The sequence below is a fragment of the Pantoea trifolii genome, from assembly GCF_024506435.1.
GTDB classification, from domain to species: domain Bacteria; phylum Pseudomonadota; class Gammaproteobacteria; order Enterobacterales; family Enterobacteriaceae; genus Pantoea; species Pantoea trifolii.
The window spans coordinates 408,575-422,967 of sequence record NZ_JANIET010000002.1 but is presented as its reverse complement, the minus strand read 5'-3'; the positions used below and the strand labels follow the sequence as shown (position 1 = coordinate 422,967).

Sequence of the window (14,393 nt, the reverse complement as noted above, 5' to 3'; positions counted from 1 at the left end):
CAATCAAACAGGTTTGACGCCAGCGCCAATCAGCGCCTGCTCAAATTTATCCAGGAAAATCGCCAGCTCATCGTTGGTGATCAGCAGTGAAGGCAGCAGACGCAGAACTGCGCCATGGCGGCCACCGCGTTCCAGAATCAGACCTGCTTCGAAGCACTTCTTCTGCAGCAGCGCAGAGAGCTCGCCGTCAGCCGGGAAGCTACCCATGTGATCGGCCGCTTCGTTCGGTTTAACGATCTCAATACCGATCATCATGCCGAGACCACGAATGTGACCAATGACCGGGAAGCGTTTCTGCATCGCAGCCAGCTGCTGTTTCAGCCATTCACCCTGTGCGGCAACTTTGCCCGCGATATCCTGCTCTTTGAGGATTTTCAGCGTGGTCAGGCCGGTCGCCATCGCCAATTGGTTGCCACGGAAGGTACCGGTGTGATGACCCGGTGACCAAACGTCGAACTGCTTTTTGATGCCCAGCACGGCCAGTGGCAGACCGCCGCCCACCGCTTTAGACATCACGATGATGTCTGGCTCGATACCTGCGTGTTCGAAGGCGAAGAATTTACCGGTACGGGCAAAGCCAGCCTGAACTTCGTCGAGGATCAGCAGAATGCCGTGTTCCTGGGTCACTTTACGGATGCGCTGCAGCCACTCAGCCGGAGCTGGGTTTACGCCGCCTTCGCCCTGAACCGCTTCGAGGATGACTGCAGCTGGCTTACGCACGCCGCTTTCCACGTCGTTGATCAGGTTGTCGAAGTAGTAGGTCAACGCTTTCACGCCAGCTTCACCACCGATACCCAGCGGGCAACGATACTGATGAGGATAAGGCATGAACTGCACTTCTGGCATCATGCCATCAACCGCTTCTTTCGGTGCCAGGTTGCCGGTAACGGACAGCGCGCCGTGCGTCATACCGTGGTAACCGCCAGAGAAGCTGATCACGCCGCTACGGCCAGTGGCTTTCTTCGCCAGCTTCAGCGCGGCTTCTACTGCATCCGCACCTGAAGGGCCGGTGAACTGCAGACAATAATCTTTACCCTGGCCTGGCAGCAGCGAGAGTAAAGACTCAGAGAATTGATCTTTCAGTGGTGTAGTCAGATCAAGAGTATGTAACGGCAAGCCGCTGGTAATGACATTTTGTATGCTCTGGAGAACATCAGGATGGTTGTGACCCAGTGCCAGCGTCCCTGCGCCAGCCAGACAGTCAAGATATTGTTTATTCTCAACATCTGTGATCCACACGCCATGGGCTTTAGCGATGGCTAAAGGCAGTTTGCGCGGGTAACTCCTGACGTTAGATTCAAACTCGGCCTGACGGGCTAAGAATGCGTCGTTGTTTCCATTGAATGCATTGGCACCAAAACTATCAATACGGACTTTATCCGTCATCATATCTCTCCTTCAACCGGGGCACGTGAGGCTCGCCAATTGACTAATTGAACAAAAAAGTAACAGCTGTGAAAAAACGCGGCCAATATAGAGCCTTTTGACCTACATCACAATGATTAATTTTGTTTAGATTTGTTTACTCTTTCCATATATGAATCAGGGCGTTGGCCAGAAATTGGCCGCTTAAATTCGCACCGTAGATGAGGTGGTTAAAAAATAATCGAATGAATAAAGAGACTTATAGCCGCTAAGGCGATCCATGGACCAAAGGCAATGGCCTGATTGATATCTCGCTGCCAGCCAATTTTGGAAATCAATACACATAAAATAGCACCGCCTGAAGCCAGCAAAAGCACTGAAGGTATAAGAGGCCAGCCCAGCCAGGCACCCATCGCCGCCAGCAGTTTTGCATCCCCCATCCCAAGCGCCTCAATTCCTTTAATCCATTGATATAAAAAAGATAGTGTCCACAATAAGCTGTATCCCGCCATTGCACCGAAGACCGCTTCATGCAGCGAACCGGGCAGCCACTCCATCGCTTTGAAAAACAGCCCAGTCCACAGTAATGGCAATGTGATCGCGTCGGGTAAAAGGAAATGGTCGAGGTCGATAAAAGTTAGTGCTGTTAACGCCCAGAACAAAATGAGCGCACCCAACAAATGCAGATTTACCGGTATAAGCCACATCAGCAGCAAGGTGAAAAGTGCAGAAATTATCTCAACCTGTGGATAACGTACGCTGATGGAGCATTGGCAATAGCGACATTTACCGCGTAGCAACAGCCAACTCAGGACGGGAATATTGTCACGCCAAAGCACTCTTTTTTTACATCGTGGGCAGTGAGAAGAGGGAGAGAACAGATTAAGGGAAGATTGTGGATGCAATAATTGTATCGGCAATCGATATATCACTACATTGATGAAACTGCCCATCATCAAGCCAAATAATCCACCACTTAACCAATACAAGCATGCCATTGCCGATACCTCGCACCTTCCTGGTTTGTCATGGCGCGACAATATGCCGAAGCGAATATCGGTGCGAGAAGAAAAAGGGTATTACAGCGAGTTACATCAAAAGTGCAGAGCGGGATCCAGAATTAACGAGATTGGGAATTAAGACTGCTGCTTAAACATCTGAATCGCTTCCTGCACATTGCTGGTCGCCAGTGACATTACGTGTTCATTATTGAGGTAGACATCATATTGCCCGGCATTAAATCGAAACACATAGAGATCGCCACGATAGCGCAGCCCTTTGGTTTTAATCCCAATGTGATGACGGCGCAAAGCAGCCTGCGACAGTCGGTCATTATCGGTTCTCATTGCCACTCCTCCACTTAGCGTTTTTTAGCCAAAACCGGACACAGTCTCGGGTCCGAACCTTAATATAACCTTAAGAAGAGTATAGTTAATAATCCACACCTTTTTCATGCCTACTTTCTTCTACCAAACTTCAACATTTATTAAAAAAGCCGACTGGTTATCGCACCATTTAATGTTGAGTTAAGTATTCCTCCGTATGTTGTTTCCTCAGGCGATAAAAAAGCCCTACTTATGTTTTTTTAAAGCGCCCAGAGAAGTTAACAGTTTGTGCTGTCAAGTTTGTACGGTTTAACCTACGTTTAAACAGCAAGTTACTTAATGTTGTTGTGGTATCAATCGATTGCACATTTTTACATGGTCCTGATGCAGGAAACTCAAGGCGTTAAAAGTTAAGGTAAATTTATGAATTTCCTTCCATTTTCGCGCCCATCATTGGGCGAGGAAGAGTTGGCTGCGGTAAAAGCAGTATTTGAATCAGGCTGGATTACGACGGGTCCAAAGAATGCTGAACTGGAAGAGGCTTTTTGCCAGCTCACCGGTAATCAGCATGCGATTGCCGTCAGTTCCGCCACGGCAGGGATGCATGTCACGCTGCTGGCGCTGAATATTCAGCCCGGCGATGAAGTGATCACGCCGTCTCTGACCTGGGTTTCCACCATTAATATCATCACGCTGCTCGGTGCGACGCCGGTGATGATCGATATCGATCGCGACACCTTAATGGTGGCGCCAGAGCAGATTGAAGTAGCAATTACACCGCGCACGCGCGCCATCATTCCGGTGCATTACGCAGGTGCACCGGCCGATCTGGATGCCATCCGCGCCATCGGTGAGCGCCACGGCATTCCGGTGATTGAGGATGCCGCGCACGCTGCCGGCTGTTACTACAAAGGTAAGCACGTCGGCCAACAGGGCACGGCAATCTTCTCCTTCCACGCCATCAAAAACATGACCTGCGCCGAAGGTGGCTTGATTGTGACCGATGATGCGGCATTGGCCGACCGCATGCGCAGCCTAAAATTCCACGGCCTCGGTGTCGATGCTTACGATCGTCACACGCATGGCCGCAAGCCGCAGGCGGAAGTGATCATGCCGGGCTTCAAATACAACTTGCCGGATATCAGCGCCGCCATTGCCTTGGTGCAATTGAAAAAGCTGCCCGTCATCAATGAGCGCCGCGCGGCGATTGCGCAACGTTATCTCACCGAACTGGCAGATACGCCGTTTCTGCCGCTGACGCAGCCAGAATGGGCGCATCAGCATGCGTGGCATCTGTTCATTATTCGTGTCGATGAAGCGCAATGCGGCATTACCCGCGATGCATTAATGGAAACACTTAAAGCGCAGGATATCGGCACCGGGCTGCATTTCCGTGCTGCACACACGCACAAATATTACCGCGAACGCTATCCGCAACTCTCGCTGCCACACACCGAATGGAATAGCGATCGCATTTGCTCAATCCCGTTGTTCCCTGATATGCGCGACGAAGATGTCACGCGCGTCATTAGCGCATTGCGTCAGATCGCTGGAGTTTGACATGTTGGAAGAAAAAGCCATTCGTAAAGTCTCCGTGGTGATCCCGGTGTACAACGAAGAGGAGAGCTTGCCGGAGTTGGTGCGTCGTACCGACGCGGCCTGCGCGGAATTAGCTCTGGAGTACGAGATTCTGCTGGTTGATGACGGCAGCAGCGATCGCTCGGGCGAGATGATTGCTGACGCTGCGGATATGCCGGGCAGCCATGTGGTTGGCGTATTACTCAATCGTAATTACGGCCAGCACTCGGCGATCATGGCGGGCTTTAGCCACGTGAGCGGCGACTTGATCATCACGCTGGATGCCGATCTGCAAAACCCGCCGGAAGAGATCCCGAACCTGGTGAAAGCGGCGCAGCAGGGTTATGACGTGGTGGGCACCGTGCGTCAAAACCGGCAGGACAGCTGGTTCCGTCGTCGCGCCTCACGCACCATCAATCACCTGATTCAGCGCGTGACTGGCAAAGCGATGGGCGACTACGGCTGCATGTTGCGCGCTTATCGCCGCCATATTGTTGATGCGATGCTGAACTGCCACGAGCGCAGCACCTTTATTCCCATCCTCGCTAACACCTTTGCGCGCCGCACCATTGAGCTGCCGGTGGCGCATGCCGAGCGCGAGTTTGGCGATTCAAAATACAGCTTTATGCGGCTGATTAACCTGATGTATGACCTGGTGACTTGCCTCACCACCACGCCGCTGCGTCTGCTGAGTATCGTCGGCAGCCTGATTGCGCTGGCCGGGTTTGCCTTCTCGCTGATTCTGATTGTGCTGCGTCTGTTCCTCGGCGCCGCCTGGGCCGGCGATGGCGTGTTCCTGCTGTTCGCCGTGCTGTTTATTTTTGTCGGTGCGCAGTTTATCGGCATGGGATTACTCGGCGAATACATCGGCCGCATTTATAACGACGTACGCGCCCGACCGCGCTACTTCATCCAACGTGTGATTCACCCACAGCAAAAAGCCTCATCTGTACAGGAAATTGAGCAATGAAAACTGTCGTCTTCGCCTACGCCGAAATGGGCTGTGCGGGTATTTCTGCACTTCTGAACGCTGGCTATGAAATCAGCGCTATTTTTACCCACTCAGACACAGGAACTGAGAGCCACTTTTTTGACTCCGTTGCGCGTTTAGCCGCTGAGCAGGGCATTCCGGTCTATGCGCCGGAAGATGTGAATCATCCGCTGTGGGTCGATCGCATTAAAACCATGGCGCCGGATTACATCTTCTCCTTCTACTATCGTGCTTTGCTGAACGACAGCATTCTCAACTGCGCAAAACTGGGTGCCTTTAACCTGCACGGTTCGCTGCTGCCTAAATACCGTGGCCGCGCACCGCTGAATTGGGTGCTGGTCAATGGCGAAACCGAAACCGGCGTAACCTTGCACCGCATGGTGAAACGCGCCGATGCCGGTGACATTGTGGCGCAACAGCGCGTCGCGATTGACGAGCAGGACAACGCATTAACACTGCATCGCAAACTGGTGGCCTGCGCCACCGAAGTACTGAATGGCGCGTTACCGGCGGTAAAACGGGGTGATATCGTCACCACGCCACAAAACGAAAGTGAAGCCACAGTTGTTGGGCGTCGCACACCGGAAGATGGTCGCATTAAATGGGAAGCCCCGGCGCAGACGGTCAACAATCTGGTGCGTGCCGTAACTTATCCTTGGCCGGGCGCATTTGCTTTTGCTGGCACCGTGAAATTTGTGGTGTGGAAGAGCCGCGTGCACAACATTGGTCACCACGCCAAACCAGGCACCGTATTGTCCGTAGAGCCGTTCCTCATCGCTTGCGGTGAAGGTGCGCTGGAAGTGATGACCGGCCAAAGCGATAACGGCGTCTTCATGAACGGCAGCCAGCTGGCACAAAACCTCGGCATGGTGAAGGGCGCATTGCTCTACTCTCAGCCGGTGGCAGCGGTCAAACGTCGTACGCGCGTGCTGATCCTCGGCGTGAACGGCTTTATCGGTAACCACCTCACTGAGCGTCTGCTGCAGGATGATAACTTCGAAGTATTCGGTTTAGACATCGGTTCAGATGCCATCAGCCGTTTCCTCGATCAGCCGCGCTTCCACTTTGTCGAAGGCGACATCAGCATTCACTCAGAATGGATTGAGTATCACATTAAGAAGTGCGATGTGGTGCTGCCATTGGTGGCGATTGCCACGCCGATTGAGTACACGCGCAATCCGCTGCGTGTGTTTGAACTCGATTTTGAAGAGAACCTCAAAATCATTCGTGACTGCGTGAAATACAAAAAGCGCATCATTTTCCCATCGACCTCCGAAGTGTACGGCATGTGTACTGACAAACATTTCGATGAAGATCACTCGAATCTGGTTGTTGGGCCGATCAATAAACAGCGCTGGATCTACTCCGTTTCTAAGCAGCTGCTGGACCGCGTGATTTGGGCTTACGGTGAGAAAGAAGGGCTGCGCTTTACCTTGTTCCGTCCGTTTAACTGGATGGGACCGCGCCTCGATAACCTGAACGCCGCACGTATCGGCAGTTCGCGTGCTATTACGCAACTGATCTTGAATCTGGTGGAAGGTTCACCGATTAAGCTGATCGATGGCGGTGCACAGAAGCGTTGCTTCACCGATATTCGCGACGGTATTGAAGCGCTGTTCCGCATCATCGAGAACAAGCAGAACAACTGCGATGGTCAGATCGTCAATATCGGTAACCCGGATAACGAAGCCAGCATCAAAGAGTTGGCCGAGCGTCTGCTGGCGAGTTTTGAACGTCATCCGCTGCGCAGCAACTTCCCGCCATTTGCTGGATTCCGTGAGGTAGAAAGCAGCAGCTATTACGGTAAAGGTTATCAGGACGTGGAACACCGCAAGCCGTCGATCAAAAACGCGCGTCGTCTGCTGGACTGGACGCCAACCGTCGAGATGGATACCACCATTGATAACACGCTGGACTTCTTCCTGCGCACCGTTGAGCTGCAGGATAAGCCATGAAAAAAGTAGGTTTGCGCGTCGATGTAGATACCTGGCGCGGCACCCAATTCGGGGTGCCGGCGCTACTGGAGCAATTCAGTCTGCATCAGCTGCAGGCCAGTTTTTTCTTCAGTGTTGGACCGGATAATATGGGGCGCCACTTGTGGCGCCTGTTAAAACCGCGCTTCCTGTGGAAAATGCTGCGTTCGCGCGCAGCATCTCTTTACGGCTGGGATATCTTGCTGGCCGGCACCGCGTGGCCGGGACGGGAAATTGGTCGCGGTCTGGAGGAGATCATCAGCGCCACGTCCGATCATCACGAAGTCGGCTTGCATGCGTGGGATCACTTTGCCTGGCAGACCTGGGCGGGCGTGTGGCCGCAAGAAAAACTGGTTGAGCAGATTGCGCGGGGGAAACAAGCGCTTGAAGCGATTATTAATGACAACGTCACATGTTCAGCCGTGGCGGGTTGGCGGGCAGACGGTCGCGTCGTGGCCGCCAAGCAGCAGTTTGGCTTCAGCTATAACAGCGACTGCCGAGGTACTGGGCCATTTCTGCCCATTCTTAGTGATGGTAGTATCGGCACGGTACAAATTCCGGTGACCTTGCCCACCTGGGATGAAGTGGTGGGACAATCGGTAAGCGCGGAAGATTTTAACGACTTCATTCTCGAGCAGATCCATGCTGCAACGGGTTCACCGGTCTATACCATTCATGCCGAAGTGGAAGGGATTGTCGGACTTAAGGCGTTCGCCGATCTGCTGAAACGTGCGGAGCAGCAGGACATTGAATTTTGTCCACTCAGCGCCTTGTTACCCGACGATCTCACTACGCTGCCACAGGGCAACATCGTGCGCGGGCATATTCCCGGACGCGAAGGCTGGCTAGGCTGCCAGCGTTAATATTTACAGGAACCACGGATGCGTACAGGCACTAAAACCGCATTACTCATCGCGCTTTTCGCGCTTTTTTACCTGATCCCGATTGAGTTCCGCGCCTTATGGCAGCCGGACGAAACCCGTTACGCTGAAATCAGCCGTGAAATGCTGTTCAGCGGCAATTGGGTGGTGCCGCATTTCTTCGATCTCCGTTACTTCGAAAAACCAATTGCCGGATATTGGGTCAATAACATTGGCCAATGGTTGTTTGGTCACACAAACTTTGGCGTGCGCGCTGGATCGATTTTTAGCACCACGTTAAGCGCAGTATTGGTCTTCTGGCTCGGCACGCAGATGTTTGCCAGCCGCCAAGTCGCGCTGACTGGCAGCGTTATTTTCCTGACTTCACTACTGGTGTACGGCGTCGGCACTTACGCGGTACTCGATCCGATCCTGATGCTGTGGCTGGTTGCCGCGATGTGCAGTTACTGGCTGGCGTCGCAGGCTAGCACCACGCGGCAACGTTTGTGTGGCTATGTTTTGCTGGGCGCGGCCTGCGCGATGGGCTTTATGACCAAAGGGTTTCTCGCGCTGGCGGTGCCGGTGTTGGCGATTCTGCCGTGGGCCATTTGGCAGCGTCGCTTCGGTGAACTGCTGCGTTGGGGACCGCTGACGATTGTGGTTGCTGTGCTGCTCAGCACGCCGTGGGCGTTGGCGATTAATCAGCAGGAAGGGGATTTCTGGCACTACTTCTTCTGGGTCGAGCATATTCAGCGTTTCGCCGAGTCGGATGCACAGCACAAAGCGCCATTCTGGTATTACATTCCAGTGTTGCTGGCGGGCTGTTTGCCGTGGCTGGCGCTGCTGCCGGGATCGCTGCTCGGCGCGTGGCGTCAGCGCAGCCAGCATGCCGGGCCAATCTATTTGCTCAGCTGGGTGCTGCTGCCGCTGCTGTTTTTTAGCATCGCTAAAGGCAAATTGCCGACCTACATTTTGCCTTGCTTCGCGCCGCTGGCGCTGCTGATGGCGCACTACGCGCACAGCGCTTCACCGCAGGTGATGAAAGCGCTAAAAGTAAATGGCTGGATCAATCTGCTGTTCGGTGCGATTGCCGCAATCGTGTTGCTGGTAGTGCTAGCGCCGTGGGGCATTTCGCATCGTCCGGTGTACAGCAACGAAGAGATTGTTGGCGTGTTCTGTGCGGCGCTCTCCTTTATCGGATGGGGCGTGATGGGCTGGCTGAGCCGCAAACCGGAGAACGGTCGCTGGCAGTTAGCCGCGCTTTGTCCGCTGGCGCTGGCGTTGTTGGTCGGCTTTGCCATTCCGCAAAAGGTGCGCGACTCCAAGCAGCCGCAGAGTTTTGTCGGCGCGGTGCACGATGAGCTGGCGGAGAGTCGTTATCTGCTGGCCAACAATCCTGGCGTGGCATCGGCGGTGGCCTGGGAACTGCAGCGCAGCGACATCAATTTCTATGATGCCAAAGGCGAGTTGCAATACGGCCTGAGCTATCCGGATGCGCAGCCACACTATATTGATGCGGATAACTTTGCCGACTGGCTTCGCGTGCATCGTCGTCAGGGCAAGGTTTCATTGGTGCTGATGATGAATTCCAGCGACAAAACGCCGGATAAAAACCTGCCGGAACCGGATGATGTCTATCGTCAGGGCCGCCTGGTTTATTACGGCTACAATGCCACACCATGAATCTGCTGCTGATTTTACTGGTTAGCGTGCTGAGTTGCGCCGCCCAGCTGTGTCAGAAGCAGGCGGCTCATCTCGGCATCAAAAAGGGGATGCTTTGGCTGGCGCTCAGCATCCTGCTGCTGGGTATCGGCATGCTGCTGTGGCTGGCGGTACTGCGCGTGGTGCCGGTGAGCGTGGCATATCCGATGCTGAGTCTTAACTTTGTGTTGGTGGCCATCGCCGCGCGGCTGATCTGGCGCGAAAGCTACAGCTTACAGCAGTGGATTGGCACGCTGGCGATTGTTGCCGGTGTGGCGCTGATGGGAAGTCATCTATGAAAGGCGTAATGCTGGCGCTGTGCAGCGTATTGCTGGTATCGCTGGCGCAGCTGGTTTTGCGAATGGCGATGCTCGAATTCCCGCCTTTGAGCGCGCTGCTGAGCATGCAGCACATCAAACCGCTGCTGCTGTTGGCGATGGGCCTCGGCGCTTACGCGCTGTCGATGTTGTGCTGGATGCTGGCGCTGCGTCATCTGCCACTCAATCGGCTCTATCCGCTGCTCAGTTTGAGTTATGTGCTGGTCTGGTTAGCAGCGATTTCCTTGCCCATATTAGGGGAAACCTTTCGCTGGAGCAGCTTTGCCGGCGTGGTGCTGATTGTGTTTGGCTTGCTGCTGGTTTCGCTGCCGCGCCGCCGATAATTGTCCGTGGGGTCGCCATTCATGGCGACCATCAACCAACCCACCGCAAATGCTTCTCCCCTAAATCTGCCAGCGAAGCCGCGCCTAACATGCCTAAATCGCGGCTAACCTCGCTGGTAATCAAGTCGATAGCTAAATTGACGCCCGCTAAACCGCCTACCGCACACGCATAATTAAACGGCCGCCCGATAAAGCAGGCTTTTGCGCCCAGTGCGATAGCTTTATTTGGCAATGTTAATGCGAAATACACATATGGAAGGTCGCCATTCATGGCGACCTTTTAAATTACCGTTATAAATCCTGCCTAAATAAAATATCCTCCTGATGCAATTCCATCAAAATAAAAACACCAAAATGCTTGAACTCACATTTCGGAAAGCAAATTCCAAATAAAAATTAACATGAAATAAAAATACCTTTAGCGTGAGCCTTCTGTTTTGTTCTGCCTTATTTCCTTATTTATTTTTTTACCAGGAGGTATTATGGAAAGAGAACTTTATATATCCACCAACACGGCTTCCGGCCCGAATAGCACCACACGCACCGAGCCCTTTGTTAAAATAATTGCGCTGGTCGCCACGCTTGGTGGATTACTGTTTGGCTACGATACTGGCGTGGTATCGGGCGCTTTGCTGTTTATGCGTGACGATTTACATCTCACGCCATTTACCACCGGATTAGTCACCAGTTCACTGCTGTTTGGTGCCGCTTTTGGCGCGCTGCTCGCCGGTCACTTCGCCGACGCGCTGGGGCGTCGCAAAATCATTATTTCCCTCGCCTTTATTTTTGCCCTTGGCGCCATCGGTTCGGCATTTGCGCCGGATGTCATCTCCATGATCGCTTCACGTCTGTTCCTGGGGATTGCCGTGGGTGGCGCGGCGGCCACGGTGCCGGTGTATATCGCGGAAATCGCGCCGGCCAACAAGCGCGGCCAACTGGTCACTTTGCAGGAGCTGATGATTGTTTCGGGTCAGCTGCTGGCGTACGTGTCCAACGCCACTTTCAACGAAATCTGGGGCGGGGAGCACACCTGGCGCTGGATGATCGCCATCTCGACGGTGCCCGCCGTTTTGCTGTGGTTTGGCATGATCTTTATGCCAGAAAGCCCGCGCTGGCACGTGATGCGCGGTAACAACAACGAAGCGCGCAAAGTGCTGGAGAAAACCCGCGCGGCGGATGACGTCGATTGGGAGCTGGAAGAGATCGAAGAAACCATTGAAGAGAACCGGCAACAGGGCAAAGGCCGCCTGCGCGATCTGCGCACGCCGTGGCTGCGCAAAGTGTTCCTGCTAGGCATCGGCATTGCGGCAATTCAGCAACTCACCGGCGTCAACACCATTATGTATTACGCGCCGACCATGCTGACGGCAACCGGCTTGAGCAACGATGCCGCGCTGTTTGCCACCATCGCTAACGGCGTGATTTCAGTGCTGATGACGCTGGTCGGTATCTGGATGATCGGCAAAATCGGTCGTCGTCCGCTGGTGTTGGTGGGACAGATGGGCTGCACCGCGTGTCTGTTCTTTATCGCGGCGGTGTGCTTCTTGATGCCGGAATATCATTCTGCGGGTGACGTCAATCTGCTGCGCGCCTATCTGGTGCTGGCGGGGATGTTGATGTTCCTGTGCTTCCAGCAAGGCGCGCTGTCGCCGGTTACCTGGCTATTACTTTCTGAGATCTTTCCGGCGCGTATGCGCGGCATTTGTATGGGCGGCGCGGTGTTTGCGCTGTGGATGGCGAACTTTGCCATTTCGATGGCATTCCCTTTGCTGCTGGCGGCGTTTGGCCTCGCCGGAGCCTTCTTAACCTTTGCGGTGATTGGTATTGGTGGATCGATGTTCGTGTTGCGCACCATCCCGGAAACCAAAGGGCGCAGCCTGGAGCAGGTCGAGCACTACTTCCATGAGTTGTATAAATGATGTTGCGTTGATGTAAATCAATCAAAGTTCTGGCAGAGCAGCAAAACGACATCGCTTACTATCGCAAGATATCAACGCGTCACAACATAACAGAAAGTCAATACTATTACTCTTTCAGGATAGAACACACCATGACCTACAAAATAAGCCATGACCGACTGTGCGTTAATCGTAAAATTGCGCCCAACCTCAGCCTCGATCGTTTTTTCTCGCTGGTTGAAAAGTTAGGGTTAAATAAAGTCGAAATCCGCAATGATATGAAAAGTGGCAGCGTAACTGATCATTTATCCGGTGAGGCCGTGCGTGAGCTGGCTGAACAACATGCGTTCACCATCGAAACGATTAATGCGGTTTATCCGTTTAACCAATTAACTGATGAGGTGCTGGAGAAGACGCGCGCTTTATTAAACGCTGCGCGTGAAACCGGTGCCAAAGCGTTAGTACTCTGCCCACTGAATGACGGCACGGTTATTTCCCAGCAGCAAACCGTGGATGCGTTAAAAACACTGGCACCGCTGTTCGCTGAATATGGCATCGCCGGTCTGGTTGAGCCGCTCGGATTTCCACAAAGCTCGCTGCGTTCTGCCGCACTGGCACAACAGCTGATCAAGCAAGCGGGCGCGCCGTTCAAAATCGTACTCGATACTTTTCACCACCACTTGTACGAAGGCGCTGAGCAAGACTTTGCCGGCGGCGTCGACGTCAACAATATCGGACTGGTGCATCTTTCTGGCGTCACCGATGCGCGCCCAACGCATCAGCTAACTGACGAAGAGCGCATCATGCTCAGCGCCGACGATCTGCTGAAATCGAAACAGCAAGTGCAGCGTCTGGAAGAGATGGGCTATCGCGGCATCTACGCCTTTGAACCGTTTTCTTCCGTAATGGATGGCTGGAGCGAAGAACAGATTGCTCAGGAAATCCAATCCAGCATTGCTTACCTGAATAACTAAGGAACACGCTATGACGCTCAATATTGGTGTAATTGGCACGGGCGCGATTGGTCGCGAACACATCCGTCGTTGTAGCCAGGTGCTGCAACATTCGCGCGTAGTGGCGCTGAATGACATTAACCGCAGTAACTGCGAACAGATCATTCAAGATCTGGGAATCCAGGCGGAGATTTATGACAACGCGCATGACCTGATTAACGCGCCAGAAGTGCAGGCGATTCTGGTCACCTCGTGGGGCCCAACTCATGAAGAGTTCGTGCTGGCGGCAATCAAAGCGGGCAAAGCGGTGTTCTGTGAAAAACCGCTGGCGGTTACCGCGCAGGGTTGCATGAACATCGTTGAAGCGGAAATCGCCGCCGGTAAAAAGCTGGTGCAGGTCGGCTTTATGCGTCCTTACGACAGCGGCTATCGCGCCTTGAAAACGGTGATTGAGAACGGTGAGATCGGCGAACCGTTGATGCTGCACTGCGCGCACCGCAATCCCGAAGTCGGCGATGCCTACACCACCGATATGGCCATCACCGACACGCTGATTCATGAGCTCGATGTGCTGCGCTGGTTGCTGAAAGATGACTACGTCAGCGCGCAGGTGATCTATCCACGCTCAACCAGTAAAGCGTCTGCGCATCTGAAAGATCCGCAAATCGTGCTGCTGGAAACCGCCAAAGGCGTGCGCATCGATGTAGAAATCTTCGTTAACTGCGCTTACGGCTACGACATCCAGTGTGAAGTGGTGGGCGAAAGCGGTATCGCACGTTTGCCTGAACCGATGTCGGTACAAACGCGCAGCGCGGCCAAACTCTCCACCAGTATTCTCACCGACTGGAAAAAGCGTTTCATCGATGCCTATGACGTGGAGCTGCAGGACTTCATCAATAACGTGTTGGCGGGTGAGATGACCGGGCCATCCGCATGGGATGGTTATGCGGCGGCGGTCGCGGCTGATGCCTGCGTTGCGGCGCAAAACTCGGGTGACATCGTGCCGATCACCATGCCAGCGAAACCGACGTTCTATAACTAAGTTCTTTTCCCTTCCATATACGCGCGTTTTGATGGCGTAATGCTCG

14 protein-coding genes are annotated in these 14,393 nt (G+C 53.6%); 10 read left to right on the top strand and 4 right to left on the bottom strand.

Features of this window, described 5'->3' with window-relative positions; all coding sequences use genetic code 11:
* Positions 1-3: 3 nt before the first annotated feature.
* The 3 genes from NQH49_RS21375 to NQH49_RS21365 form a co-directional block, all read right to left on the bottom strand.
* Positions 4-1,389 carry a diaminobutyrate--2-oxoglutarate transaminase gene (locus NQH49_RS21375; protein WP_036649212.1) on the bottom strand — a complete coding sequence of 462 codons (1,386 nt, stop codon included), beginning with the start codon at positions 1,387-1,389 and terminating at the stop codon, positions 4-6.
* A 206-nt stretch (positions 1,390-1,595) separates the two neighbouring features.
* Entirely contained in the window at positions 1,596-2,363 is a 768-nt protein-coding gene (locus tag NQH49_RS21370; RefSeq protein ID WP_256698747.1) for a prepilin peptidase, read from the bottom strand.
* A gap of 138 nt (positions 2,364-2,501) precedes the next feature.
* Complete coding sequence (locus NQH49_RS21365) at positions 2,502-2,711, bottom strand: hypothetical protein (RefSeq protein ID WP_256698746.1); 210 nt, start codon at positions 2,709-2,711, stop codon at positions 2,502-2,504.
* A gap of 402 nt (positions 2,712-3,113) precedes the next feature.
* Here NQH49_RS21365 and arnB point away from each other — a divergent pair, with 402 nt between their 5' ends.
* From arnB to arnF, 7 genes are read left to right on the top strand one after another with little or no spacing between them, the layout of a single operon-like run.
* Positions 3,114-4,250 carry a UDP-4-amino-4-deoxy-L-arabinose aminotransferase gene (gene arnB / locus NQH49_RS21360; RefSeq protein ID WP_256698745.1) on the top strand — a complete coding sequence of 379 codons (1,137 nt, stop codon included), beginning with the start codon at positions 3,114-3,116 and terminating at the stop codon, positions 4,248-4,250.
* Between the two features lies 1 nt (position 4,251).
* A complete protein-coding gene (gene arnC, locus NQH49_RS21355) occupies positions 4,252-5,238 on the top strand; it encodes an undecaprenyl-phosphate 4-deoxy-4-formamido-L-arabinose transferase (RefSeq protein WP_256698744.1) in 987 nt (328 codons plus the stop codon).
* Positions 5,235-7,214, top strand: coding sequence for a bifunctional UDP-4-amino-4-deoxy-L-arabinose formyltransferase/UDP-glucuronic acid oxidase ArnA (gene arnA, locus NQH49_RS21350; protein ID WP_256698743.1), 1,980 nt, complete (start codon positions 5,235-5,237; stop codon positions 7,212-7,214). Before arnC ends, arnA begins: the two co-directional genes overlap by 4 nt.
* Positions 7,211-8,095, top strand: coding sequence for a 4-deoxy-4-formamido-L-arabinose-phosphoundecaprenol deformylase (gene arnD / locus NQH49_RS21345; RefSeq protein ID WP_256698742.1), 885 nt, complete (start codon positions 7,211-7,213; stop codon positions 8,093-8,095). The genes arnA and arnD overlap by 4 nt, the downstream gene beginning before the upstream one ends.
* An 18-nt stretch (positions 8,096-8,113) precedes the next feature.
* Positions 8,114-9,775 (top strand): lipid IV(A) 4-amino-4-deoxy-L-arabinosyltransferase, encoded by a 1,662-nt coding sequence (gene arnT, locus NQH49_RS21340; protein ID WP_256698741.1) that lies wholly within the window; start codon positions 8,114-8,116, stop codon positions 9,773-9,775.
* Positions 9,772-10,092, top strand: coding sequence for a 4-amino-4-deoxy-L-arabinose-phosphoundecaprenol flippase subunit ArnE (arnE, locus tag NQH49_RS21335; RefSeq protein ID WP_256698740.1), 321 nt, complete (start codon positions 9,772-9,774; stop codon positions 10,090-10,092). The genes arnT and arnE overlap by 4 nt, the downstream gene beginning before the upstream one ends.
* The gene (arnF, locus tag NQH49_RS21330; RefSeq protein ID WP_256698739.1) at positions 10,089-10,454 is read left to right on the top strand and encodes a 4-amino-4-deoxy-L-arabinose-phosphoundecaprenol flippase subunit ArnF; all 366 of its coding nucleotides are present in this window, start codon (positions 10,089-10,091) and stop codon (positions 10,452-10,454) included. The genes arnE and arnF overlap by 4 nt, the downstream gene beginning before the upstream one ends.
* A 31-nt stretch (positions 10,455-10,485) precedes the next feature.
* Here arnF and NQH49_RS21325 read toward each other — a convergent pair whose 3' ends face one another.
* A complete protein-coding gene (locus NQH49_RS21325; protein WP_256698738.1) occupies positions 10,486-10,725 on the bottom strand; it encodes an alpha-hydroxy-acid oxidizing protein in 240 nt (79 codons plus the stop codon).
* A 211-nt stretch (positions 10,726-10,936) separates the two neighbouring features.
* Between NQH49_RS21325 and NQH49_RS21320 the strand changes: the two genes are divergently transcribed.
* The 3 genes from NQH49_RS21320 (at position 10,937) to NQH49_RS21310 (ending at position 14,347) form a co-directional block, all read left to right on the top strand.
* On the top strand, positions 10,937-12,373 hold the full coding sequence (locus NQH49_RS21320; RefSeq protein WP_256698737.1) for a sugar porter family MFS transporter: 1,437 nt from the start codon (positions 10,937-10,939) through the stop codon (positions 12,371-12,373).
* Between the two features lie 131 nt (positions 12,374-12,504).
* Entirely contained in the window at positions 12,505-13,326 is an 822-nt protein-coding gene (locus NQH49_RS21315) for a TIM barrel protein (protein WP_256698736.1), read from the top strand.
* Positions 13,327-13,336: 10 nt separating this feature from the next.
* Positions 13,337-14,347 carry a bifunctional inositol 2-dehydrogenase/D-chiro-inositol 1-dehydrogenase gene (locus NQH49_RS21310; RefSeq protein WP_256698735.1) on the top strand — a complete coding sequence of 337 codons (1,011 nt, stop codon included), beginning with the start codon at positions 13,337-13,339 and terminating at the stop codon, positions 14,345-14,347.
* Positions 14,348-14,393 lie beyond the last annotated feature (46 nt).

Coding starts and splice junctions, on each gene's coding strand:
- NQH49_RS21375 (WP_036649212.1), bottom strand. CDS start 1,389: ATGATGACGGATAAAGTCCGTATTGATAGTTTTGGTGCCAATGCATTC.
- NQH49_RS21370 (WP_256698747.1), bottom strand. CDS start 2,363: ATGGCATGCTTGTATTGGTTAAGTGGTGGATTATTTGGCTTGATGATG.
- NQH49_RS21365 (WP_256698746.1), bottom strand. CDS start 2,711: ATGAGAACCGATAATGACCGACTGTCGCAGGCTGCTTTGCGCCGTCAT.
- arnB (WP_256698745.1), top strand. CDS start 3,114: ATGAATTTCCTTCCATTTTCGCGCCCATCATTGGGCGAGGAAGAGTTG.
- arnC (WP_256698744.1), top strand. CDS start 4,252: ATGTTGGAAGAAAAAGCCATTCGTAAAGTCTCCGTGGTGATCCCGGTG.
- arnA (WP_256698743.1), top strand. CDS start 5,235: ATGAAAACTGTCGTCTTCGCCTACGCCGAAATGGGCTGTGCGGGTATT.
- arnD (WP_256698742.1), top strand. CDS start 7,211: ATGAAAAAAGTAGGTTTGCGCGTCGATGTAGATACCTGGCGCGGCACC.
- arnT (WP_256698741.1), top strand. CDS start 8,114: ATGCGTACAGGCACTAAAACCGCATTACTCATCGCGCTTTTCGCGCTT.
- arnE (WP_256698740.1), top strand. CDS start 9,772: ATGAATCTGCTGCTGATTTTACTGGTTAGCGTGCTGAGTTGCGCCGCC.
- arnF (WP_256698739.1), top strand. CDS start 10,089: ATGAAAGGCGTAATGCTGGCGCTGTGCAGCGTATTGCTGGTATCGCTG.
- NQH49_RS21325 (WP_256698738.1), bottom strand. CDS start 10,725: ATGAATGGCGACCTTCCATATGTGTATTTCGCATTAACATTGCCAAAT.
- NQH49_RS21320 (WP_256698737.1), top strand. CDS start 10,937: ATGGAAAGAGAACTTTATATATCCACCAACACGGCTTCCGGCCCGAAT.
- NQH49_RS21315 (WP_256698736.1), top strand. CDS start 12,505: ATGACCTACAAAATAAGCCATGACCGACTGTGCGTTAATCGTAAAATT.
- NQH49_RS21310 (WP_256698735.1), top strand. CDS start 13,337: ATGACGCTCAATATTGGTGTAATTGGCACGGGCGCGATTGGTCGCGAA.